We start from the raw sequence: 23,628 nt of genomic DNA on the forward strand, positions 1-23,628 counted from the left end.
TTGCAACTTTTAAATTTTTATTGCAACAATATTTTTAATCGAACATTGAAAATTACTTTTTGAGGGTTGACTATTTATTTTAAAAATTTTTTTTTACTGCACAGCCCATATATTCGCTGCCCTAATTGATTTGTATATAAATAATTCATAAAACTATGTCTGAACAAAACATTATTTCGCTGGTTGCTGCTAACGTTCAAATTTCATTGAAGCAGGTTGAAACTGTTATTCAGTTATTAACCGAAGGTGCCACCATTCCATTCATTGCCCGATACAGAAAAGACCGTACCGGTGGTTTAGATGAAGTGCAAATTGAAAAAGTTCAGGAAGAGCATAAACGCTTACAACAATTTTTCCAATTAAAAGCCAGTATTGAAAAAACTATTACAGAACAGGGAAAAATGACAACGGCTTTACAGGAACAATTAAACAAAGCCACCACCGTTGCAACTTTAGAAGATATATATCTTCCTTTTAAACCCAAAAGAAAAACCAAAGCTCAAACGGCCCGTGAAAATGGATTAGAACCTTTAGCCACCTTAATTCTGAAACAAAAAAATATTGACCTCGAAGAGGCTGCTGTTCAATTTTTGAATGAAACCATCACAGATACCAATGCAGCACTGCAGAGCGCCAGAGATATTATTGCGGAAACCATAAATGAAGATGCTGAAATAAGAGCCAAACTCAGGTATTTGTTTGAACAAAAAGCGATATTTCAAAGTAAGGTACTCACTGATAAAGAAAATGAGGGAATTAAATTTAAAGATTATTTTGACTTTCAGGAACCTGTTTCCAAAATTCCTTCACACCGCATCCTGGCAATACTTCGCGGATTTTTAGAAGGGTTTTTACGAATCAGCATTGCCCCCAACGAAGAGGAAGCCATTGCTATTATAGAAGAAAAATATGTTACAACTTTTGGAAACCCATCGGCCGAACAAATCAAAAAAGCCATTAAAGATGCCTATAAAAGACTTTTGCAGCCTAGTCTTGAATCGGAATTAAGAACCGCCTTAAAACTAAAAGCAGATGAGGAGGCCATTCAGGTATTTGCTGAAAATTTAAAACAACTATTGTTGAGTGCGCCATTAGGCAGCAAAAGAATTTTAGCAATTGATCCCGGCTACAGAACCGGATGTAAAGTAGTTTGCTTAGATGAAACCGGAGCTTTATTACACCACGATTTGATTTATATACATGAAGCCAACAAAAAACAGCAAAGCGCTACCGTTATTGTATCATTGATTCAAAAATATGCTATTCAGGTATTTGCAATTGGCGATGGTACTGCCGGTAGGGAAACAGAGCAATTCATTAAACAACTGCAAACAGGATTGCCGGTGTTTTTGGTAAATGAAGATGGTGCCTCTATTTATTCTGCTTCTGAAATTGCCAGAGAAGAATTTGGTAATTATGATGTTACGGTTCGCGGAGCAATAAGTATAGGCAGAAGGTTAATGGATCCTCTGGCCGAATTGGTGAAAATTGATCCTAAAAGCATTGGTGTTGGCCAGTACCAGCACGATGTAAATCAATTCAGATTGAAAGAAAAGCTTGACCAGACTGTCATTAACTGTGTGAATGCGGTAGGCGTAAACATAAATACTGCCAGCAAACATTTATTAAGTTATGTAAGCGGTATTGGTGGCACATTGGCGGCACAAATTATTGAATACAGAAACACCATTGGAAAATTTACCGATAGAAAGCAATTATTGAATGTACCGCGATTAGGTCAAAAAACTTTTGAACAATGTGCAGGCTTTTTGCGGATACAAGCGGGTGATAATCCTTTAGATGCCAGTGCCGTGCATCCGGAAACTTATCCAATTGTTGAACAAATTGCCAAAGACTTACAAACAGATGTGCAACACATTATTGGTAATGAAACTTTATTGCAATCAATAAAACCTTCAAAATACATTTCTGAAACCATTGGTACTTTAACCATTCAGGATATTTTAAATGAACTGAAAAAACCCGGCTTAGACCCCAGAAATGAAATAGAGCAATTTGAATTTGCAGGTATTTACAGCATTGATGATGTAAAACCGGGTGTTATTTTACCCGGTATTGTTACCAATATTACCCGCTTCGGTGCTTTTGTGGATATTGGTGTAAAACAGGATGGTTTGGTGCATGTGAGTGAAATTGCCAATCGGTTTATTTCAGATCCATCAGAAGCATTAAAACTAAATGATAAGGTAAAAGTAAAAGTATTAGAAGTAGACGCAACCAGAAAAAGAATTGCCCTATCCATTAAACAGGCCGAGGAAACACCACAACAGTATAAAAAAACAAATAAACCGATCCACAAAAAACAGCATCAGCAAACTGACGATTTAAGTAATTTAAGCGTTACCGATGCACTTTCATTATTAAAAAAGAAGTTTGGCAAATAAAAAACAACCGCAGCAATTCAACTGCGGTTGTTTTCTGAAAATATTAGTATAATTAATTTTCTGAGAAAGGCAAAGGAAACTCTTTCCAGATATGATCGGTAGGGCGATCTAAAGGCAATGTGTTCAGTAAATTATACCTGCGCACATCAATCCATCTGTATCCTTCATAAAATAATGAGTACCTTCTTTGTTTTAACATTTCGGTAAGCAAGGCTGTCTGTGTTAAAGGGCCACTGTAATTCGGCAAGTTGTGCCCGTTACGAATAATATTAATAGCAGTTTGTGCATCGGTCAAAGCATTACTTTGAATTTTTGCTTCAGCATAAATTAATATCAATTCTTCATTACGAATGATTGAAACCGGATCTATATTTGTTTTGAATATAGCCAAATCGTAATTGCTGGTTAAACCACTTTGTGTAGCAGGTGCTGATCGTAAAGCTACTTTATGAATTCTGTCATCACCAGGCTCAATATCAGTAACATAGGATGGTTGCGCCAGGCGATTTTCACCGGTATTGTTTAAAGGCAGGTACAGTGGATTTAACTGATCACCGGATGCAGTAGAAAAAACATGATAAATACCTGTATTAAAATTTCCATTCAAATTAAAGAATGATGCATTTAAGTCAGTTAAAGCTGCCGTCCAGTTTTGTTGATAAACATCTACTCTTGCAGCCAGAGCTCTGTTAAACTGAACCAAACCGCTGGCTGTTGTAAAGCCGCTAAACCCAGATGACAAATTAAAAATAACATTACTTCCGTTTAAATCTGCCTGGCCCTGATTCAACAAGTTAGTGATTGCCGTTAATGCTTCATTCAAACTAACTATCGGTCCCATCTTATTATAATCAGCCACATCAACTCTGATACCATTTTCATAGGTTAAATTTAAATTCAATAACAGTTGATACGCAATAATGGTTTTGGCCCATCCGGTATAAGCCTTTCTTTGTGCATCAGTTAAATAAGATGAATTCGTTGCTGCCTGAATTAAGATATAAGCATTACGAATGGTATTGTAACGAGAACCCCAGGGATTGGTTAAATAAAATGTATTGTTATCCAAAATTGCACTCCCTGCGCCCAGTAAGTCGGATGTATAACGCGGTTCAGAACCGGAAAAACGATATCCTTCTCGTCCAATCATGCTTACCACATCCAAATATATAGAAACATTATTGCGCAAAGACGATTCAGTACCGGTTACCAGATTATTCAATTCGCTAATCGTAGCATCTGTGGTTATTTGTTGTGAAGTAGGGCCATTCAAATAAGGGATGGGTTCTTTTTTACAGGCAGTATTCATTAGAATAAATATACTAATGATGCCGATTCGTACAAGATATTTTTTCATATATAAATATTTTTATTTATAAAATTAGAATGCAATGGATACATGAAACTGAACACGTTTAGATGTTGGAAATGGTGTTACATCAACTCCGGATGAGAAACCCACACCAAAATTTGAGACTTCCGGATCGTAACCAACATATGGCGTAATTACAATAAGATTATTACCGGATACACCTAACTGAATTCTGTCAATATTTTTTATTTTATATGGTAGCGTATAATACAAACCAATTTCTCTGAATTTTACAAAACTTGCATTTTGCACAAATGGTCTGGATGAAACACCTAAAGCTGCAATTCTGTTTGCTCCTGCAGTTTTGCCATTGCTTTGCAGTACATCAAAATCAGGACTGGTACCACCTAAATCTGTTAACAACTGTGTTAAGTTAATCACATCGCCACCTTGTTTCCAATGTATTAAAAAGCGCAATGACCAGTTTTTGTGAATGGTAAAATCATTCAGAAAATTCATTTGAAAATAGGGCTCAGCATCGCCAAGTTTACCAACTCCACCATTCCCATTCAGCCCTACAATTTGGGTAGCAGTGGCACCTTGCTGGATGAAATAGGTACCCAGAGTGGTTCCAAATGCACCTAACGGAAAGGCAGGTATATTTAACTGTGTAATCAATGAACGGTTCATCCAAAAATTAGTAGTTGAACTCCATCTGAAATTTTTATTATCTACCGGTATGGCTTTTAAACTTAGTTCAACACCTCTGTTTCTTAAACTGCCTGCATTCAAATAGCGGGTACTAAAACCGGTTGATGCAGGTACCTGACCTTGTAACAGTAAGTCTTTCACTACTTTATTGTAGAAAGTTGCTTCCAAACTTAGTTTACCTTCTAAAACACTTACATCCACACCAGCCTCTAATTCTGTTTGCCGCTCTGAACCAATGTTGCCATCTCCTAAAACAGTAGTTACCAACGAGCCTGCATAACCTCCTATATTAGCAGAATTCAGTGGTGTAAATCTGCTGATGTAAGCAGGAAAATTACTTGACTCACCATAAGCAACTCTTAATTTCAAATCATTAATGGTATTGCTTTTCCAAAAATTCATTTTAGATAAATTCCAGGCCACATTGGCTTTGGGATAAGTAAAGTATTTTTTATAATCCCCATTGTTGGTTGACTGGTCAAACCGAACACCGGCAGTGATGTTCAAATAATTATTCAAAGCAAATTCTTCCTGCACAAATGCACCATCGTTTTTATATTTTATTCTAAACTGCGATACATTGATGGCGCCTGCCTGATCAAGATTTGTTTGTATACCAATTAATTGCGTTGCAACATTCAGAATATTATCATACTTGCCAAATTCATGCGTAATACCGGCAGTAGTTACAAATGAAAGTTTATCTGAAGGCTTATAAGAATTTACCAAAAAGCCAGCCCAATTGGTATTTACATTATTGGTATTTCCCTGAATACTATGTCCCTTTGTAGTGTTCACCTCAAATTGTAATGAAGATGGAAATAAGGCTGTTGTTTTTAAATTATAGTAATCTAAACCGCCACGTGCAATGAGTTTTGTTGTCATTTTTGCTGACTCCTGCAAAATGGCTTCTACATTTACTCCACCAATATACCGATTGGTTAATTCATTATTCGTCATCAAATCTCTTGTTTGCAAAGGATTGGAAGCCGCAAAAGGATTATTGGGATAAATACCATTGGCATCTGGAAACAATTGCGCAAAAGAAGGGGTAGAAGATAATGCCACTCCAAATGAAACACCGGCATTATCATTATTGGTTAGCCCTCGGTTTGCAGATGAATTTATATAAGTTGAACTATAACTTAGTTTAATTTTATCACTAATATGATGGTCAATATTTACCCGCAATGAATTATTAGCATATCCGGTACCTTTAATAATTCCATCTTCATTTCGTAAACCACCAGCCATATAAAAAGTGGTTTTATCATTTCCGCCACTAATAGATAAGCGGGAGTCGCGAATAAAGCCTTTTTGTCCATACATTTCTTTTTCATAATCATATAATTTTCCTGCTGCTTTGGCTGCATCATAAGCTGCAACATCCCAACCCTGATCCTGCACTATTTTATCGGTTAATGGTCGCTGACCTAAGTATTTAATAATTGAGTTGAATCCAACATCCTGTGAAAGATTAAAACGCGTTTTACCTGCACGACCTCTTTTTGTGGTGATAATGACCACACCGGCAGCAGCCTGTGCACCATAAATACTGGCAGCAGAAGCACCTTTTAATACCTCCACAGTTTGTATGTCTTCAGGATTTAAATCAGCAATTCGATTCGATGCATTATCCTGATTGGATGAATTCCCGGCGGTAGCAGCAGCAGTTACTGCATTCAAACCGGCAGAAGTGGCTGAATTGTTCACAATTACTCCATCTACCACAAACAAGGGCTGCGAATTTCCAAAAATGGTAGTAACTCCACGTAATTTAATAGATGTACCCCCACCGGGCGCACCTGAATTGGCAATAATATTTGCCCCCACTACTTTACCGTTCAAAGCAGCATCAAAAGTTTGAGCCGGTGCCGTACCTGCTAACTCACGGGCACCAATTACAGCAACTGCATTGGCAGCATTGCTTCTTTTAACTGTAGTTGCCAAACCCGTAACAACTACTTCATCTAAACGAGCATAGTCTTCCTTTAAAGCAATATTAAAGGAATTGGTTTCATTCGTAATTTTTAAAGTTTGTGTTCTAAAACCGGTAAAACTAATTTCAATGGTTGCACCAACAGATACTTTCAATGAAAAATTACCCTGCGCATCACTCATAGTACCACCTGTACTGCCTTTTACTGCAATGTTGGCGCCCGCTACAGGACTTGCATTTTGGTCTGTAATTTTTCCGCTAATGTTTTTTTGTTGTGCAAATGCTATTGCGGGCAAAAGCAACAATAGCCAACACAATAGCAACATACTTGATTTGTTTTGCATAAGTGTAGTTTTGGTGAAAAATCTGAATCTTAAAAATAGCTTATTATTATTGAATTTAAAACCGTTTTTAAATATTTTTATCATAATTAAATAATTTAGCAATTGATATAAAATATCATCCATATTTACGATCTCTGGCAGCTAAAAAAACATTGTAAAAATGTATTCAAAACAGAATTTGCAGACTACATACAATATCCCCAATTTTGCGCCATGCATTTACAAAAGAAAGATGTGGTTTTAATGGCCATTTGCACCGGATTAATTGTTGCCAATATTTATTACATACAACCCCTGATTGTTTTAATTGCACAAAGTTTTCATGTGCCGGAAAATGTAGCCGGAAGCACAACCTATTTAACACAGGCCGGCTACGCAACAGGGCTCCTGATTTTAGTACCCTTAGGTGATATGATGGAGCGTCGTAAACAAATTATTGCCACCACAGTATTGGCAATTGTTGCTTTGATAGGTGTAGCCAAAGCGCCCAATTTTTTAACCTTGCAGATTTGCTGTTTTTTTGTTGGCGCAGGCTCTATTGTACCACAACTTATTCTGCCATTGGCAGCTACCCTCTCCGATCCCACTCAAAGAGGTAAAGTAGTGGGAACCGTTATGAGTGGGCTTTTGGTGGGCATTTTACTTTCGAGAACATTAAGTGGAGCTGTTGCAGAATGGCTGGGTTGGCGAAGTATGTTTTGGATAGCAGCCATACTGTGCATTTTTTTAGCCTTTTTCATGCAAAAAAGATTTCCTCAAAATCAGGTTGTTTTTGAAGGCCACTATGGCCACCTGATGCAATCTTTAATTCATCTGATTAAAGAGCAACCTATTTTAAGAGAAGCTACTGCCATTAATATGTGTTGTTTTGCCGTGTTTGGCAGTTTTTGGACAACCATGGTTTTACTGCTTTCCAAAGCTCCCTTTCATTTTGCTACTCATCAAATTGGTTTATTTGGTATTGCCGGTGCGGCCGGTGCCATAACTGCACCTTTTGTTGGTAAATTAAGCGATAAGGGCACACCACGTAACACTTTAAAAGTAGGGTTATTGCTGTTTCTCATAAGTTTATCGGTTTTATATTTTGGCCGAAGCAGTGTTATACTGATGATTATTGGCACCATTTTGATTGATATTGCACAGCAATCCGTTCACGTTACCAACCAAACAAGGGTTTATGCATTGATGCCCGAAGCCCGAAATAGATTAAATACTATTTTCATGAGTCTTAGTTTTGTAGGCACCACATTGGGTTCTGCAATGGGGCTGTTGCTTTGGAAATGGGCATTGTGGCCTGGTGCAATAGCCGGATCCGTTAGTTTAATTATTTTAGGTTGGATTATATTTTTGCTAACAGGCAAAAAATAAATCATCGGTTTTTATATAGTATATAAATTGGCTTCTCCATTTTCTTGCATCAATGCCAGCTCAATAAAATAATAATACCGGCATTTGTTTTACATGGCATCGCCTGTTGCGTCGCAATCACTTCATCGTTCCGAAAATTTGGCAGCAGGCATACATGTATACATGTTCATCACATCCAAAATTTATGATTACGCGTTTCCCGTTCATCCAGTTACCTGTTGTATATAAAAAACCCTCTTCAAACAAAATTTAAAAAGGGTTTGCAATACCAAAGGAATAGAAATGGTTAGTAATTATTGCTTCTTCAATTTTACAAAGTAAATAATAGTATTATGCATTAAATCGTTCGAAATACTTACTTCAGTGCGTTTTCCCTGATCATCTGTAATTACCAGCAATGCAGAGTTAGGTGGTATATCGCCTAAATTCTCAGCAAAGAATATCATCTCATTCTTTTTCTCATTCGGCTCTACTGGCACTTTAAAAGTAATGGCTCTATCAGTTTTCAATTCCTGTTTGTACACCACTATTTCTGAATTGTAAATTACAGATACACTATCGTGATCAAAAGTCCCATTGTCATACAAATCAACATGTACAGAATCGGAGGTAGTATAAACCGTAAACACCTGATTGATGGATCTGTGATTAATGGCAGTTAACAACAATCTGCTCTTGATTTGTGAAATAGAATCGAGTGTGGCAATTTTTTTGTCTTTTTGTAACAACTCGTTTCCAATATGCGGTGGTATATTATTTTTAGTAATAGCTGCATTATTGTTAACTTTTGATGGTTTTGCAGTTACATACGGATTAGTATCCGCAACAGTTTGTTGATTTTTTTGTTTGTATGCTTCTGCACGTTTGGCTTTTCTTTCTGCCTGTAATCTGGCTTTGTGTTCAGCTGCTTCCCTTACCTTTTTTGCTCTTCTTAAGCGTGCAGCTTCTTCCTGCTTATGTTGTTTTAATTTTTTTTCTGCTCTCACCTCAGCTAAATGTTCTGCTCTGGCTCGTGCTTTTTCTTCCCGTAGTAATTGTCTTTCTGCTTTTAAATTGTTGTTGGATTTAGTTGTGGGTTCATCCGGCTCAAATCTGTACGGACGCCTTCCATTTCTAATATCATCTAAAATTTGGTCAATATCCAACTCCTTACCTGATGGAACCCATTTGGGATTTTTAGATCTGGTTACAATTACATCCGATCTGCGATTTACAATTTGTTGTGCAGTATCGTAAGTATCATCATCTTTACAAGGCAATATTAAATGCTGTTCACCATAAAAATCAACATTAATTCTGGATGCATTAATATGATGTTTAATCAGGTACATTTTTACTGCCAATGAACGGGCTTTCGATAAACGCAGGTTCAATTCAAATTTGCCTTTGCAATCGGTAAACGAACCAATTACTACATTTAATTCCGAATTTTCTTTCAATAATTGTATAATGGTATCTAAACTATTCCTGTCTTCCGAACGTACTTTCGCTTTGTAGAAATCAAAATTAACAGATACTCTTTTTACAGTTGCGTTGTTTAATGAATCGAGTATATGCCTGCGCATTTGTTCTTCATCACTTAACTTATTTACCGGCACTGTAATAACAGGGGGTGCATTTTGTACAGTAGTATTATCTGTTTGATTAGCTTTTGATGTATCAATAGCTGACTCTTTTGAAGTATCTGGTAATGGTGGTAATTTAATAGACTGAAAAACTTCTAAACAACAGGGTGATTCACGATCGGAAGTAAAATAAGCAGTATCGGCATCGCCAATGCTGTTGTAATAAATATCATCTTTTACAGAGTTAATGGGTAATCCCAAATTTTGAGCAGTATTCCACTGGTTGGTAACGATGTTGCCTTTACTTTTATAAATATCCATACCACCTAAACCAACTCTTCCATTCGAACTAAAATACAAAAGGGCACTATCCGCAATAAAAACTGGCGCAACATCATCTTCACTGGTATTAATGGCGGCACCTAAATTATCAGGTGTACCGGTTGGTAAACCATCTTCTAAAGCAATTTTCCAGATATCATATTTTCCCATGCCGCCGGGCCTGTCTGAAGCAAAAAATAAAAATTTACCATCTCTTGTAACAAATGGATGACGTGCATTGTGGCCTTTTGCATTCACCAAAGTATCTAAAGGATAAGGCGCATCCCACGGAGCATCCAAACCTGAACGTGTTGCGGCATATATGATGTATTTATTGGCTTCGTTTTGCTGATCTTCATTCCATCCGGTAAAATAAATATGCAATCCATCTGCCGAAAACTGTGCTGCGGCAGCATCATAAGCTAAACCTTGCGGAAAAGCTTTACTAATATTGTTTTGATTGGTATTAAACTGATACAGTGTTGATCGGTAGACTACCTGTTTATTTTTTCCAACAGTATCTGGTCTGGAACTGCTAAAAACAAAAATGCTGTCATTTAATTTAGTATACGCATAATTAGACCCTAACGCATTCACAGGTGCAGGCATTTTTTGTATTGAAAAACGTTGCAGGTTTTGTTGTTGTTCAATATTAAAACGACAATCTGCCATTTCTTTTAAAGCCAAAGCTGAGTAAGCATCTTCCTGTGTATGTTCTGCCGTAAATTTCGATAATGCTTTAATCGCTTTATCCGGTTCGTTCATGGCACGCAGTGATATTCCATACCATAAATAGGCCATGATATCCGGTTTTTTTTCAAGACTTAGGTATCGTTCATAGTTTGGCAAAGCATCCTGATAATCGTGGTATAACCGGTATGATTCAGCTAATTGATGGGTAATATAAATTTCTTTTGCCCCTTTTGGCTTTCTGCCGCTTTTATGCACTCCAGGTATATAAGGCAATACTCCATTCCCATTAGCAATGTTACCATTAAGTGCTTTATGATACAACTGTGCAGCTCCATAATAATTTTTTTCCTTGAACAACTGGTCTGCTCTTTTCGTGTAAGCTCTGACAGATTGACCATTTACAACAGATACGCAAAAAAACACCACTAAAAATATAGTAATGCGTTTAAATAAAAAACAGGTTAGTAATGTAACTCTATACAGCATGCTAATGTTATAAAAGAGATTTTCTATGTATGAATATAGGCACACTTTACAGGAAGGATGTAAAAACAGCCCAATAAGTTTTTAACATTATGTGGGTAACATTTATTGCATATTTGAAAATTTATTAGAAATTATACCGACGAAGCATGCAAAGTGTGCAGTATTAAAATAAAAAAGTTATTCTGTAATGCAACAGAATAACAATTCACTAACCTGAATAGCAGTTGGATTAAAGACGGGGACAAATAAACTTAGTAGCCGGTATTTTTTTGCGATGTACATAACTGATTGAAATTTCATAACCGCCCCGGTAAGCCGACGCACTGTTTAGGGTTGAAATATTGATATCATAACTAAGCCCCACAATAAAACCATTTAAATTAATTCCAATATTAGGCGCAATGGCATCATTGTTTCTGTACATAACCCCTGCAATAAGATCTTTGGTATAATCAAGTGTATAATTTAGATATAATCCACCGGCAATTTCAGATGCAGCACCCTGTCTTTCATAAATAACATGTGGCGTTAATTGCAATAAATCGTTCACTGCAATTCTGGTACCTGCATGAATGGAATAACGTACCGGTATAAAACTATTACTGGCTTGTAAAAATTTATCAGTTGGTTGTGTGGGATGGTATAAACTTACTCCAATAAATGGATTTACTTTTTTATTAGGATCACCATCATAATACATTACGCCAACGCTTCCATCCAAAGTATATGCTGATGTTTTTGAAAAAATTTCATTCGACGGAAAGGTGGGATCGTAACCTACCAATGGATTAAACTGGTTGCCAAATTTTAGTTTGGAAGGATCAACACCCCGATAAATAAATCCGAATTGAAATCCACCACTTAATCTTTTATATTCACTTAAATGAACTTGATAAGAAAGTGATAAATAACTATTGGTGTAATTATAACCACCATCGCCCGCTGATTGATTTAAAACCATTAAACCAACTCCAAAACTATTCGGTAATGCTGCATCTAAACTAATCCCTTTCGTTAATAATGGTGTAGCAACAGATGCCCATTGATTACGAATATTAGCTGTAGTTCGATAATCTCCGTCTATTACCCCTGTCATTGCAGGATTTAACCACATAGGGCTTGCATAATACTGTGTAAAATGAGGGTCTATTTGCGCTTCTGCAATAGAAACGCAAAATAATAAACCAATCATTAAGTATCTCATTTTAATCATACAATCCTGATTTCCTTAACGAATAAGTGTTATTGAACCCCTTCGTTTTACTTTTTCATTACTCTGTAATGTTGCTTCGAAGGAATAATAATATACACCTACCGGCATTTTTGTACCATTATAACTTCCATCCCATCCTTGAGATTGTGTGGAAGTATAAAAAATTAATTGCCCCCACTGATTGTATATAGACAATTTCATTGTCTTTATAGTATTCCCATAAACAAAGAATAAATCATTATTACCATCTCCATTGGGCGTAAATGAATTAGGAATAAAAATGGCATCACCAATAGGGTTTAAAGTTGTAACTGTAATACTGCCCGGTGCACTTTCCTGACAAGCCAACTTACCTAAGGCTTTTACTTTAAAATTGATAGTTTGGTTGGGTACTAATCCGGTTACCAATTCTTCTAAGGCAGTGAGGCCGGCAGCGGGTAACTGAAAGGTGGCACCGTTGTCTAAACTGATTAAATAACTCACTGCTCCTGGAACCGGTAACCAACTAAACAAAACACTGTTTGCGGTTATGGTGTCTGCCTGAACAACGGGTGTGCTTAATGCAGAAGCTACCTGAATGCCAATAGATGCATTTGTAGCTGCACAAATAGGTGGATTTGTGTTGGCTAATACAACATAATTGGTAGCCTGACTAATGGGTTGTGTTGTATATGAAGTACCAGTAAATAAAAGTGTATTGTTACCCACTTTATACCAATTATAATTTACGCCTGTTTCAGGATTCACTATGGATAATGTATCGGCTGTACCCGGGCAAACTGTATCTGATGTTGCCTGAATGGTAAAAGGTTTCGGACTTGTTGCAAATTGAACTTTTGTACTATCGGTAACCGTACAAATACTATCTGTTACTTTAACTTTATATACTCCATTTGAATCAACAGTAGTAGATGCCGTTGTATCGCCGGTTGACCATAAGTAACTGGTGAAGCCTGTACCGGCATTCAATACTTTAGAAGTGTCATTACAAACAGTTGTGGTAGCAGCTAACAAAGTTTTTAGCGCATCCACCTTTATTGTAACCTGATCTTTACAAACATAAGGACTGTCGGTATAGGTAACAGAATATGTGGTAGTTTGTGAAGGATAAACTTTGATGGTAGTAGTAGTATCACCGGTAGACCATACTAATGTTGGTTTGGGTTGTTTTATAAGAGAAGAATCAGGATAATATGCCCAAATTCCATCGATTCTAGCCCATATCACTCTTTTATCAACCGGATCATAATATGCATAACCGTTGGATGCATTTAAAGGAGCAGCAGGTGGTACTGCACCTGTTCCTACAAACTCACTGAATCCATTATCAGTTCCCCAGTTAAACCGAAAAGTTTTTTTGGTATTCACTAAATATTGATTCAATGGGTAATCGCCTGTTGGTTGAAATCCACCGAATAAATAAAATCTATTCTTGTCATAATCGTAAGTCATAGCACCTTCATATTGAATAGTGCTGTTATTAGTGGGCAAAATATTGGTAAAGGTATACGTATTTAAATCCAATGCATATAAATCTTTCAACCAGCAAAACATACCATTGGCTGTAGCCCAAGGACTTCCTAAAGAACAGGTGCCGCTTAATTCATTCCCATCGCAACTACCCTGCCCCGAAAATAAAAATAAAGTTTTCCCATCAGCAGATGTGCCCATTAAATTTCCACCTTTTGGTGGATTACAATCACTTAAATTGGGGCGTTTTTGTATCCAGGATAAATTATTTTCATAAATCCAGTTCTTAACAGTAAACCCACCATAACCTCCATAAAAACCGGGACTATTTGTTATGGGATTCCAGTATGAGCTGGCGTTATAGTCAGCATTATCAAAAGCACCGTTGCCTATTTGTGTCCATGCACCACCGGTAGCCGGTACTGCATAAACATTGTCTTTTCCTGCACGCCATAAAATCAGCCTGTTGTTGGTATAGTCATACGTAAATTCGGTATAGTTACCAGGCCATCCCGGCCAGTTATTGGCAAAAATTTCGGTACTGGTTTTGTTCTTTAAATCGTACCGAATAATTCTTTTGTTAATGATTGAATACAAATACTGATTTACCTTATCATAACCATATGCCTTGAGGTTAAAAGCAGTTTGGTCAATATTATTTCCACTAATTAATAATACCCAAACCCCGGGTGGTTCACTGTCAACATGTACCGGTTTAATGGCAGTAAGGGTAACGGTATCTCCTTTACAAATTGTGGTATCTTTTTGTACAATTAACTTAGCCGGACAAGAAAAAGGAGCAATTGCACTATCAAATGAAATGGATATAGGATTATGTTCGTTTGAAAATGCAGGTTTTATTTTGACAGATGTATTCCTTTCAAAGGAAGGGAATGTTATTTCCCCTAATGAACTGTTTGCATTATGTAAAGAATGTACATGAAAAAACCACCAGGTGCAAAACCCAGTAAACCAGTGCTAAAAACTACCAATAAGAACGATAAAGTAAAATACTTATTCATGCGTTCAAAATAAAAGTGATACTCCCGTTTTATATCCAAAAAAATTATTCTGAAACTGGGAGTCGTAATTGTTTTTTTTATTTTTCATGAATTATCACCCAGATAAGCATCAATGAAAAACCATTATATAATTACTTAATTTCATTAAACGGCAGAGGGAATAAAATATTGTATAAGCATGTTAAAATACACATTATTTTCAATAAAACCGGTATTCTATCGATAAATTCTAAGCAAATTATTATTTTTTTTAATTATATTTTATTTTAAATACTTGCATTACAGCCGGTAATAACTTTCTTCCACATTTTACAATTGTAATAAAGAAGATTCAATTTTTGCAAAACATGCTGCTTTTTTATAAACTTTTGGCGAAAAAGTGAAAATTCAGACATTATAAAACAATTAAAATAGCATAGTGTTGGTTAAAAGAAAAAAATAAATTTTAAATTTATATATTAGTATACTGGAAATATTTTTTCCGATTTTAATCATATTTACAAGACTAACACTATGCTTCCATTCAAATGCTTTTCTAAAAAAATCTGTTTAGGTATTTTATTGATAGGCACATTGCTGCAAGTATCTGCTCAGGATCAAAGCACTTCAAAAAACAAACCCGTCTATGACCTTCATTTATACAATGGGATGCATTGGCGTAATATTGGCCCATGGCGTTCAGGCCGGTGTTTGGCGGTAATGGGTATACCCAATGATCCACACACCTACTATGCCGGACAAACCGGAGGCGGCGTATGGAAAACAACAGATGGGGGTAATTCCTGGAAATGTGTATCTGATTCTTTTTTTACCTCAAGTTCAGTGGGTGCCATTGCTGTAGCACATATCAATCAAAATATAGTTTATGCCGGTACCGGTGAGGTAGAAATGCGTAACAATATTTCTTTTGGAGATGGTATCTACAAATCTACCGATGCTGGTAAAAGCTGGAAGCATATTGGCTTAGAAAAAACTTATGCCATTGGAACCATTGCCATTAATCCTGAAAATGATAATCAGGTTTATGCGGCTGCCATGGGTAAAGTATATGGAGCCAATAAAGAACGCGGATTATATCGTTCCAATGATGGGGGCAATACCTGGCAACAAATTTTGTATGTGAATGATAGTACCGGTTGTGTGGATGTGAAAATAGATCCGGTAAACCCATTCATTGTTTATGCTTCCATGTGGCAGGCTTATCGAACTCCTTATTCATTAAGCAGCGGTGGCAGGGGCTCGGGTTTATATAAGTCGCTGGATGGGGGCAATACCTGGCAGTTGCTTTCCGAAAATCCGGGTATGCCCAAGGGATTAAAAGGAAAAATGATTTGCACCATCTCTCCGGTGCAGCATGAAAGAATTTGGGCCATTGTTGAAAATGAACACAGTGGTGTATTTCGTTCAGAGGATGGTGGTGCTACCTGGCAATTGGTAAGTACCAAAAACGATTTAACCCAACGCCCATGGTACTTTAGCCAGATTTTTGCCGATACCAAAAACCCCAATACAGTTTATGTGTTGAATGTAGAATTTTGGAAATCGATTGATGGTGGCAGTAACTGGGAAAAAATTACCAATAGGCATGGCGATAACCATGATATGTGGATAAATCCTCAAAACCCATCTAACTGGATAATGGGCGATGATGGTGGCCCACAAATTACTTTTGATGGTGGTAAAAATTTTACTGCACCTGATTTACCTACTGCTCAGTTTTACCATGTAAACTTAGATAATGAATTTCCATATCATGTATATGGTGCACAACAAGACAATACAAGTGTTAGAATTGCCAGCCGAACTGCCAATGAAGCAATTGGTATACGTGACTGGTACCCGGTGGCAGGTGGAGAAGCCGGTTATATTGTACCTGACCCCCTGAATGCACAAATCACTTATGGAGGAGAATATGACGGACAACTTAGTACCTACAATAAATCAACCGATCAAAACAGAAATATATCCGTTTATCCCGAACAGCACAGTGGAGAAGGGGCTATTGTAATGAAATATCGCTTTAATTGGACCTATCCCATCGTTTTTTCTCCGCACAATAATAAAATGATGTATGTTACTTCTAATCATGTACACAGAACAACCGATGGCGGACAAACTTGGGAAACCATTAGCCCGGATTTAACCAAAAATGATCCGGCAACCCTTCAGCCCAGTGGCGGACCCATTACTTTAGATAACAGTTTAGCCGAAGTATACGGAACCATTTTTGCATTTGCAGAATCGCCTGTGCAATCAGGTGTTTTATGGGCCGGTTCAGATGATGGGTTGGTGCATGTAAGTAAAGATGATGGCAAAACATGGCAAAACGTTACACCATCGGCCCTACCAAAATGGGCACTCATTAGTTATGTGGAACCCTCTCATTTTGATGCAGCTACCTGTTATGTTGCTGCTACACGCTATCAAAGTGATGATATCAAACCCTATTTATTTAAAACACATGATTATGGCAAAACCTGGACATCTATTTCTGAAGGTGTTCAAAGCTATAACCGCTGTATTCGACAAGACCCAACCCACCAAAACATTTTGTATTGCGGCACAGAAACCGGTATTCTTGTTTCGTTTGATGAGGGAGAACATTGGCAAAGCCTGCAACTCAATTTACCCAACACACCGATAAGAGACATACAGGTACAAACCCGCGATAATGATTTGGTGGTTGCAACACATGGCCGGTCATTTTGGGTATTAGATGACATTACACCGCTTTACCAGTTAAATGAGCAAATGGCAATGAATAAGGCTTTTTTATTTAAACCAAAATGTACATACAGAACTCCTTTAGGGAATAATAACCCAACCCCACCCGTGCATGAGGGGCAAAATGCCCCTGCTGGTGCTATTGTGCATTATTATTTCAAAAATAAACCATCCGGTGAAGTTCGTTTAGCAATTCAAACTGAAAAGGGCGACAGTGTTATTACCTATTCTTCTCAAAAAAATTATTTTGGCGAACCCATCACCCCCACTCAAAATTTTATTGAAAATCGCAAGAAAAAACAATCCGGTATTTTAACAGCAGATAGCGGAATGAATACATTTATCTGGGATTTGCGTTACCCGGATGCAAAAGCTGATACTTCTGCCACTTTTGAAGGTGCTTTAACCGGCCCAGTGGCAGTGCCCGGAAATTATACCATTGCATTGTATGTTGGTGATAAATTGATTCAGAAACAACCCCTCACCATTGTAAACGACCCAAGAAATACATTTGGAACAAATGATCTGGCAAAGCAATTTGAATTAGCCCAACAAATTCACAATACACTCAATGCAATTGGAACTACAACAAAAAACATACGGCAGATCAGGAAAAAAATTCAGGATTTTGCCGGCATACTTTCCCATTCAGATTCTATTCAACAATTCAATGCACTAACAAAACCATTATTAGATAGTTTAACGATAGTTGAAACAACTTTAATGAATCCTAAAATTTTAGCAAGTGAGGATGATTTACGTTTTTCGGTTCGGTTAGAAGAAAAATTGTCGGCACTCAATGTAGCCGTTCAGCAAGCAGATGCCCCTCCCACTGCTTCTATGTACAGCAGCTATCAAAATCTAAAAGAGCAAATTGACATACAATTCAACAATTTTAGAAACCTGCTGCAAAAAAATGTTCCTGCCATTAATCAATGGATTGCGAATCAGAAACAACCATTTATTGCTTTATAAAACTAAAATTGAGTAAAAACCAGATGAAACTCACAGCCAGATCAGTGATAGGTAAACCGTTACCATCATTCTTTGAAAATGTTTGTTATACAGTCTGATCTGGCTATCATAAAATGATTGCAAAAAATATTATGGACTAATTTTGCTAAATATGTTTATTTATACCTACCTTTGCACTCCAAAATTTTCCCGTAAGGTTCAACAAGTGTATCCCCGTGGATACCACCAGCAGGGTGTAATCTGAATAAAAGATTATTTATGCCAAAAGTTAAAACAAACTCAAGCGCAAAAAAACGCTTTAAAGTTACCGGAACAGGTGAAATAACCTTCCAAAAAGCTTTTAAACGACACATTCTTACCAAGAAAACCAAGAAAAGAAAAAGAACGCTCAACAAAAAAGGTCTTGTTGGTCCTACCAACAAAGATTTTGTAATGCGCTTATTACGTTTAAAATAAAATTATTACACCATCTCTTTTAAAAGAGTTAAAATATTAAAATATGCCACGTTCCGTTAATGCAGTTGCTTCAAGAGCAAGAAGAAAAAAAATATTAGATCAGGCTAAAGGCTACTATGGTAAACGTAAAAACGTTTATACCGTAGCTAAAAACATTGTTGAGAAAGGGATGACCTACAGTTATGTTGGTCGTAAACTGAAAAAAAGAGAATATCGCCAATTGTGGATTGCACGTATTAATGCTGCCGTAAGAGAAGAAGGATTAACGTATAGCCAGTTTATTCACAAATTGTCTGTGAAAGGCATAGATTTAGACAGAAAAGTATTGGCTGACTTAGCCATGAATAATCCTGAAAGCTTTAAATCTTTAGTAGCTTCTGTGAAGTAAGAAAAAACAGACAGAATGAATCATTACCGGGCTTGTCCCGGTTTTTTTGTTTTAACACCCTCCCATACAAAGCAACCCATCAAAATTTTCACAAGCGTTCATTCAAAATTATTGTATATAAATTTTTTAACATATAAAACCATAAAAAAAATTCAGTGTTTCAATTGGCACTGAACTTTTTCTATGAGTAATTTACTTTACAACTAAATATCAATTGCTTCACCATAAGCAGCAGCAGTAGCTTCTTTCAAGCCTTCACTCATGGTTGGATGCGGATGAATGGCATTTAAAATTTCATGGGCAGTTGTTTCTAATTTTCTGGCAACAACGGCTTCTGCTATCATTTCTGTTACATTGGCACCAATCATGTGGCAACCCAGAAACTCACCATATTTTGCATCGAAAATTACTTTTACAAAACCTTCTGTAGCACCTGCAGCGCTGGCTTTACCGCTGGCAATAAAAGGGAATTTACCAACCTTAATATCATACCCTGCTTCTTTTGCTGCTTTTTCAGTATAACCAACACTGGCAATTTCGGGTGTACAATAGGTACAACCTGGAACATTGTTATAATCAATTACATCGGGCAAATGTGCTATTTTTTTTTCTAAATAAGCCATATGCTCTGCTGCATTAATTCCTTCTTTTGAGGCAACATGTGCCAAAGCCTGACCGGGCGTACAGTCGCCTATTGCATAAACACCGGGTATGGTAGTTTGCTGATATTTATCAACAATAATTTTACCTTTTTCGGTTTTAATGCCATTTTCTTCCAGCCCTATATTTTCTATATTGGCTACAACACCTACGGCACTTAAAACAATATCTGCTTCTAAAGTCATCATACTGCCATCCTGTTTCTTCACCTGTGCTTTAACGCCATTACCTGAAGTATCTACACTTTCAACCGATGCATTGGTAAAAATTTCAATACCTTGTTTTTTGTATTGTTTTTCCAATTCTTTTGAAATTTCTTCATCTTCTACCGGCACAATTCGAGGCATAAATTCAACAATGGTAACTTTTGTACCCATGCTGTTGTAAACATAAGCAAACTCTACACCTATTGCACCACTGCCTACAATAATCATGCTTTTGGGCTGACCCGGTAATACCATTGCTTCACGATAACCAATTACTTTTTTACCGTCCTGTTTTAAATTCGGCAATTCACGGCTTCTGCCACCGGTTGCAACCACAATATATTTTGATTCGATGATTTGTTTGGTACCATCCGCAGCAATTACTTCAACTTTACCTTTGCCTTTTACTTTACCGGTGCCCATAATTACGTCAATTTTATTTTTCTTCATCAAAAATTGAACGCCTTTACTCATTTTATCTGCTACACCCCTGCTTCGCTGAATTACGGCCGGAAAATCCTGCGTACCGGTTGCATTAATACCATAGTTAGCACTATGTTTTATGTAATCGTACACATTCGCACTTTTAATTAATGCTTTAGTGGGTATACAGCCCCAGTTTAAACAAATACCACCTAAACTTTCTTTTTCTATAATCGCTACTTTAAAACCTAATTGTGAAGCTCTGATTGCAGCGGGATACCCTCCTGGTCCGCTTCCAATTACAATAACATCGTATGCCATAATTTAAATAATTAAGATGAGTGGTTGAAAACAATATTGTACAACCAAAAAATAACAGATGCAAAAATACTGGCTAATCTGCAAATGGAAAAAAGAGAGTTCAAAAAGGAATAAGATTTCATTGCAAAAAATTCTTTATACCAATCAAATCATGATATTTTAAGAAAATAAATTCTTATAGTTTGATAAAATAAGGCATTGGCATGCAGACTGCCCGGTGCATTTTTATTGGCTACAAAACTGCGTAGACCAAATAATGCAGCCATTTTACCATTATTAACAGCCAGTTCTAAATATCCTGCAGCATTAAACATAGCCAGCACCTCGCCCCTGGGTACATCAGCATAACTTTTACTGATTTTATTGATGGCAACATTATTTGGGATGCTAATTTCAAATGGCCGGTTGACTGCTGCTTCCTGAAATTGCTGATTTGAAATATTGATAATTACGTTATCAAATTTATCAATAAATAATACCTGACCTTCTATCCAATCATTACCCATAGAGGGTTGTAAAGAAATTTTTTGTTGAAAAGTAATAGCTGTATCAGCAAGCCGGGTTAAGGGCTCTCCCTGCAATAATCTTCCAATAATGCCTGCCAATATTTGTGTAATTTCTAAAATAGTAGCAGCTGAATGAACTGAAATAGAAAATGGCTGAATATGTTGTTTATCAGCAATCATGGTTAGGAGGCCATTGTCAGGACATATAATAATTTGTCCATTTACTTCAGCTAAAATAAATTGTTCGTTATTTCCTTCAAAACAATCTACCAAAATTAAGTGAATGGTGCCTTTTGGAAAATATTTGAATGCATGATTACATATATATGCTACATGCGGATAATTATTAGCATTTAAATCGTGATTGATATCGACAATATTGGCTTGTGCAAATTGCGTAATTATCTGACCCTTAATAGCCCCTAAAATATAATCCTGAACACCAATATCGGATGATAAAGTAACAATTGACATGCTTGTGGAACGTTGGATGCAATAATATTATTTTACCAACTCACCTTGTTTATAAAAAAACTTTTTGATAAGTCGATCTGCCAGTGCTGGAAAAAATTTATTCAACCATACGGTTTGTTTTCCCTGCGAAGTAAGCACCAATGTACGTTTTCGTTTTTCAATTGCTTTCATGATATATATGGCACAGGTTTCTGCCGTCATTAATTTCGATTCATCCATCGGACTTTCACCTTGTGGTTGCGCATCTTTGTTTAACGCTGCATTGCGAATATTAGATGCAGTAAAGCCAGGGCAAACCCACATTACATTCACACCCTCATCCATTAATTCTGTTCTTAATGCTTCCAGCCAGCCATTCATGGCAAATTTTGAAGCAGAATAACCGCTTCGTCCCGGTAAACCCCTGTATCCTGCAATGGACGAAACACCCAGAACACTTCCCTTGTTTTGAATAATGTAGGGTAATGCATATTTTGTACAATAAACAGCACCCCAAAAATTTACGTCCATTAAACGTTTCAGCGTTTCTAAATTGGTTTCTTTAAAAAGCGAACGCATGGAAATGCCCGCATTATTAATTAAAATATCGATGGTGCCATACAATTTAATTACCGCATTTATAAAATTTTTACAATCAGTTTCATTGCTAACATCTGCAGCCTGAACCATTAAAGGTTTGCCTGCATGGATCGATTGTAAAACATATAATTTATCGTAATTACGGCCACAGGTAGCCACTTTAGCACCCTGCGCAATAAAAGCCTCTACCAGTGCCTTTCCAATGCCTTCAGAGCCACCGGTAATTACAACAACTTTATTATTAAATACCATGATTCAAATTATTATTTGCAAAAATAAGGTTCTGTTGTTGTAGGTTGTGAATAAATATCTTTACAATAGATTTGAAAAAAATTTGGACAGAAAAACTTTTCGCCTATTTTTGCACTCCCAAAAACAAACGGGATGATTCCGTAGCTCAGTTGGTAGAGCAATACACTTTTAATGTATGGGCCCTGGGTTCGAGTCCCAGCGGGATCACAAACAACAAAAAAGCCTTATCAATAAAATTGATTAGGCTTTTTTAATTTTGAATTATTGCCAGAAAGTATTGAATCACTCATCTGTAAAGTTTAAGTGGTAATACCTTAGTTTGTGCCTTAACATGCTTTCTTATAACCTTTTCAGTAATTCAGTAATTTTTAATAAAGCCTTCTTAAAACGGAACGTCATTGACGAAAAAAGCAAATAAGCACTACAAAAAAAAGAGGCTAAAGCCTCTTTTAGTAGATATTGGAACATGGGGGTAATAAGCACTTTCATTGCCATTCATAAATTTTCAGAACCGCATCCTGCAAACTATCATTAATGAATATCTGACAGGATAATCGAATATTTTTTTTCAACATAGCTGCTTTTTTCAATGTAGTCATTTCATTTCGTTGCAAGCCCTCCAACAAATTGGGTGCAGCTATTACTTCAATCATACAGGTACCGCATTTACCCATTCCCCTGCATTCTCCAAAATCTTCTACAATAAATTGATCTTCTAACAAATGCATCAGGTTTCTGTAAGCATTGGTATAGGTATGCACCTGCTTTGTTTCATTACCAAAATTTATATGAAAAGAAATGATATCGTTATGCAT

Annotated in this window: 15 protein-coding genes and 1 tRNA gene; 7 read left to right on the forward strand and 9 right to left on the reverse strand. The window is 36.6% G+C overall.

Annotated elements, in window-relative coordinates:
* The first annotated feature begins 155 nt into the window (after nucleotides 1–155).
* Nucleotides 156–2,405: a Tex family protein gene (locus tag JK139_RS04610; protein WP_074420786.1), complete on the forward strand. Its 2,250-nt coding sequence runs from the start codon at nucleotides 156–158 to the stop codon at nucleotides 2,403–2,405.
* 52 nt (nucleotides 2,406–2,457) lie between these two features.
* On the opposite strand, the gene JK139_RS04615 is transcribed toward JK139_RS04610, so the two are convergent.
* Entirely contained in the window at nucleotides 2,458–3,762 is a 1,305-nt protein-coding gene (locus JK139_RS04615; protein ID WP_074417787.1) for a RagB/SusD family nutrient uptake outer membrane protein, read from the reverse strand.
* 24 nt (nucleotides 3,763–3,786) lie between these two features.
* Nucleotides 3,787–6,711 carry a SusC/RagA family TonB-linked outer membrane protein gene (locus JK139_RS04620; RefSeq protein ID WP_074419603.1) on the reverse strand — a complete coding sequence of 975 codons (2,925 nt, stop codon included), beginning with the start codon at nucleotides 6,709–6,711 and terminating at the stop codon, nucleotides 3,787–3,789.
* 213 nt (nucleotides 6,712–6,924) lie between these two features.
* Between JK139_RS04620 and JK139_RS04625 the strand changes: the two genes are divergently transcribed.
* Nucleotides 6,925–8,079, forward strand: coding sequence for an MFS transporter (locus JK139_RS04625; RefSeq protein WP_074420785.1), 1,155 nt, complete (start codon nucleotides 6,925–6,927; stop codon nucleotides 8,077–8,079).
* 293 nt (nucleotides 8,080–8,372) lie between these two features.
* On the opposite strand, the gene JK139_RS04630 is transcribed toward JK139_RS04625, so the two are convergent.
* The 3 genes from JK139_RS04630 to JK139_RS04640 form a co-directional block, all read right to left on the reverse strand.
* Nucleotides 8,373–11,144 (reverse strand): OmpA family protein, encoded by a 2,772-nt coding sequence (locus tag JK139_RS04630; RefSeq protein ID WP_074420447.1) that lies wholly within the window; start codon nucleotides 11,142–11,144, stop codon nucleotides 8,373–8,375.
* A gap of 229 nt (nucleotides 11,145–11,373) precedes the next feature.
* The gene (locus JK139_RS04635; RefSeq protein ID WP_074420448.1) at nucleotides 11,374–12,357 is read right to left on the reverse strand and encodes a PorP/SprF family type IX secretion system membrane protein; all 984 of its coding nucleotides are present in this window, start codon (nucleotides 12,355–12,357) and stop codon (nucleotides 11,374–11,376) included.
* A gap of 15 nt (nucleotides 12,358–12,372) precedes the next feature.
* The gene (locus JK139_RS04640; RefSeq protein WP_218330681.1) at nucleotides 12,373–14,424 is read right to left on the reverse strand and encodes a gliding motility-associated C-terminal domain-containing protein; all 2,052 of its coding nucleotides are present in this window, start codon (nucleotides 14,422–14,424) and stop codon (nucleotides 12,373–12,375) included.
* 121 nt (nucleotides 14,425–14,545) lie between these two features.
* Between JK139_RS04640 and JK139_RS04645 the strand changes: the two genes are divergently transcribed.
* The 4 genes from JK139_RS04645 to rplT all read left to right on the forward strand — a co-directional run bounded on the left by JK139_RS04645 (nucleotide 14,546) and on the right by rplT (nucleotide 19,392).
* Nucleotides 14,546–14,770: a hypothetical protein gene (locus tag JK139_RS04645; protein ID WP_218330682.1), complete on the forward strand. Its 225-nt coding sequence runs from the start codon at nucleotides 14,546–14,548 to the stop codon at nucleotides 14,768–14,770.
* Between the two features lie 592 nt (nucleotides 14,771–15,362).
* Nucleotides 15,363–18,548 carry a WD40/YVTN/BNR-like repeat-containing protein gene (locus JK139_RS04650; protein ID WP_218330683.1) on the forward strand — a complete coding sequence of 1,062 codons (3,186 nt, stop codon included), beginning with the start codon at nucleotides 15,363–15,365 and terminating at the stop codon, nucleotides 18,546–18,548.
* 258 nt (nucleotides 18,549–18,806) lie between these two features.
* Entirely contained in the window at nucleotides 18,807–19,004 is a 198-nt protein-coding gene (gene rpmI / locus JK139_RS04655; RefSeq protein WP_074417781.1) for a 50S ribosomal protein L35, read from the forward strand.
* 43 nt (nucleotides 19,005–19,047) lie between these two features.
* Nucleotides 19,048–19,392, forward strand: coding sequence for a 50S ribosomal protein L20 (gene rplT, locus JK139_RS04660; RefSeq protein WP_068241817.1), 345 nt, complete (start codon nucleotides 19,048–19,050; stop codon nucleotides 19,390–19,392).
* A 203-nt stretch (nucleotides 19,393–19,595) separates the two neighbouring features.
* On the opposite strand, the gene lpdA is transcribed toward rplT, so the two are convergent.
* The 3 genes from lpdA to JK139_RS04675 all read right to left on the reverse strand — a co-directional run bounded on the left by lpdA (nucleotide 19,596) and on the right by JK139_RS04675 (nucleotide 22,813).
* The gene (lpdA, locus tag JK139_RS04665) at nucleotides 19,596–21,002 is read right to left on the reverse strand and encodes a dihydrolipoyl dehydrogenase (protein WP_074420440.1); all 1,407 of its coding nucleotides are present in this window, start codon (nucleotides 21,000–21,002) and stop codon (nucleotides 19,596–19,598) included.
* A 149-nt stretch (nucleotides 21,003–21,151) separates the two neighbouring features.
* On the reverse strand, nucleotides 21,152–21,982 hold the full coding sequence (locus tag JK139_RS04670; RefSeq protein ID WP_074420441.1) for an SAM hydrolase/SAM-dependent halogenase family protein: 831 nt from the start codon (nucleotides 21,980–21,982) through the stop codon (nucleotides 21,152–21,154).
* A gap of 27 nt (nucleotides 21,983–22,009) precedes the next feature.
* Nucleotides 22,010–22,813, reverse strand: coding sequence for an SDR family oxidoreductase (locus JK139_RS04675; protein WP_074420442.1), 804 nt, complete (start codon nucleotides 22,811–22,813; stop codon nucleotides 22,010–22,012).
* Between the two features lie 134 nt (nucleotides 22,814–22,947).
* On the opposite strand from JK139_RS04675, the gene JK139_RS04680 reads away from it, so the two are divergent.
* A tRNA-Lys gene (locus JK139_RS04680) sits at nucleotides 22,948–23,020 on the forward strand.
* A 278-nt stretch (nucleotides 23,021–23,298) separates the two neighbouring features.
* On the opposite strand, the gene JK139_RS04685 is transcribed toward JK139_RS04680, so the two are convergent.
* Nucleotides 23,299–23,628: a 2Fe-2S iron-sulfur cluster-binding protein gene (locus JK139_RS04685; protein ID WP_074420976.1), complete on the reverse strand. Its 330-nt coding sequence runs from the start codon at nucleotides 23,626–23,628 to the stop codon at nucleotides 23,299–23,301.

It is taken from the genome of Hydrotalea lipotrueae (genome assembly GCF_019249625.1).
Taxonomy (GTDB): Bacteria; Bacteroidota; Bacteroidia; order Chitinophagales; family Chitinophagaceae; genus Hydrotalea; species Hydrotalea flava.

Bases quoted from the DNA above. Each gene is read 5' to 3' on its own strand.
- JK139_RS04610 (WP_074420786.1), top strand. From the start codon at position 156: ATGTCTGAACAAAACATTATTTCGCTGGTTGCTGCTAACGTTCAAATT.
- JK139_RS04615 (WP_074417787.1), bottom strand. From the start codon at position 3,762: ATGAAAAAATATCTTGTACGAATCGGCATCATTAGTATATTTATTCTA.
- JK139_RS04620 (WP_074419603.1), bottom strand. From the start codon at position 6,711: ATGCAAAACAAATCAAGTATGTTGCTATTGTGTTGGCTATTGTTGCTT.
- JK139_RS04625 (WP_074420785.1), top strand. From the start codon at position 6,925: ATGCATTTACAAAAGAAAGATGTGGTTTTAATGGCCATTTGCACCGGA.
- JK139_RS04630 (WP_074420447.1), bottom strand. From the start codon at position 11,144: ATGCTGTATAGAGTTACATTACTAACCTGTTTTTTATTTAAACGCATT.
- JK139_RS04635 (WP_074420448.1), bottom strand. From the start codon at position 12,357: ATGATTAAAATGAGATACTTAATGATTGGTTTATTATTTTGCGTTTCT.
- JK139_RS04645 (WP_218330682.1), top strand. From the start codon at position 14,546: ATGGCAGTAAGGGTAACGGTATCTCCTTTACAAATTGTGGTATCTTTT.
- JK139_RS04650 (WP_218330683.1), top strand. From the start codon at position 15,363: ATGCTTCCATTCAAATGCTTTTCTAAAAAAATCTGTTTAGGTATTTTA.
- rpmI (WP_074417781.1), top strand. From the start codon at position 18,807: ATGCCAAAAGTTAAAACAAACTCAAGCGCAAAAAAACGCTTTAAAGTT.
- rplT (WP_068241817.1), top strand. From the start codon at position 19,048: ATGCCACGTTCCGTTAATGCAGTTGCTTCAAGAGCAAGAAGAAAAAAA.
- lpdA (WP_074420440.1), bottom strand. From the start codon at position 21,002: ATGGCATACGATGTTATTGTAATTGGAAGCGGACCAGGAGGGTATCCC.
- JK139_RS04670 (WP_074420441.1), bottom strand. From the start codon at position 21,982: ATGTCAATTGTTACTTTATCATCCGATATTGGTGTTCAGGATTATATT.
- JK139_RS04675 (WP_074420442.1), bottom strand. From the start codon at position 22,813: ATGGTATTTAATAATAAAGTTGTTGTAATTACCGGTGGCTCTGAAGGC.
- JK139_RS04685 (WP_074420976.1), bottom strand. From the start codon at position 23,628: ATGCATAACGATATCATTTCTTTTCATATAAATTTTGGTAATGAAACA.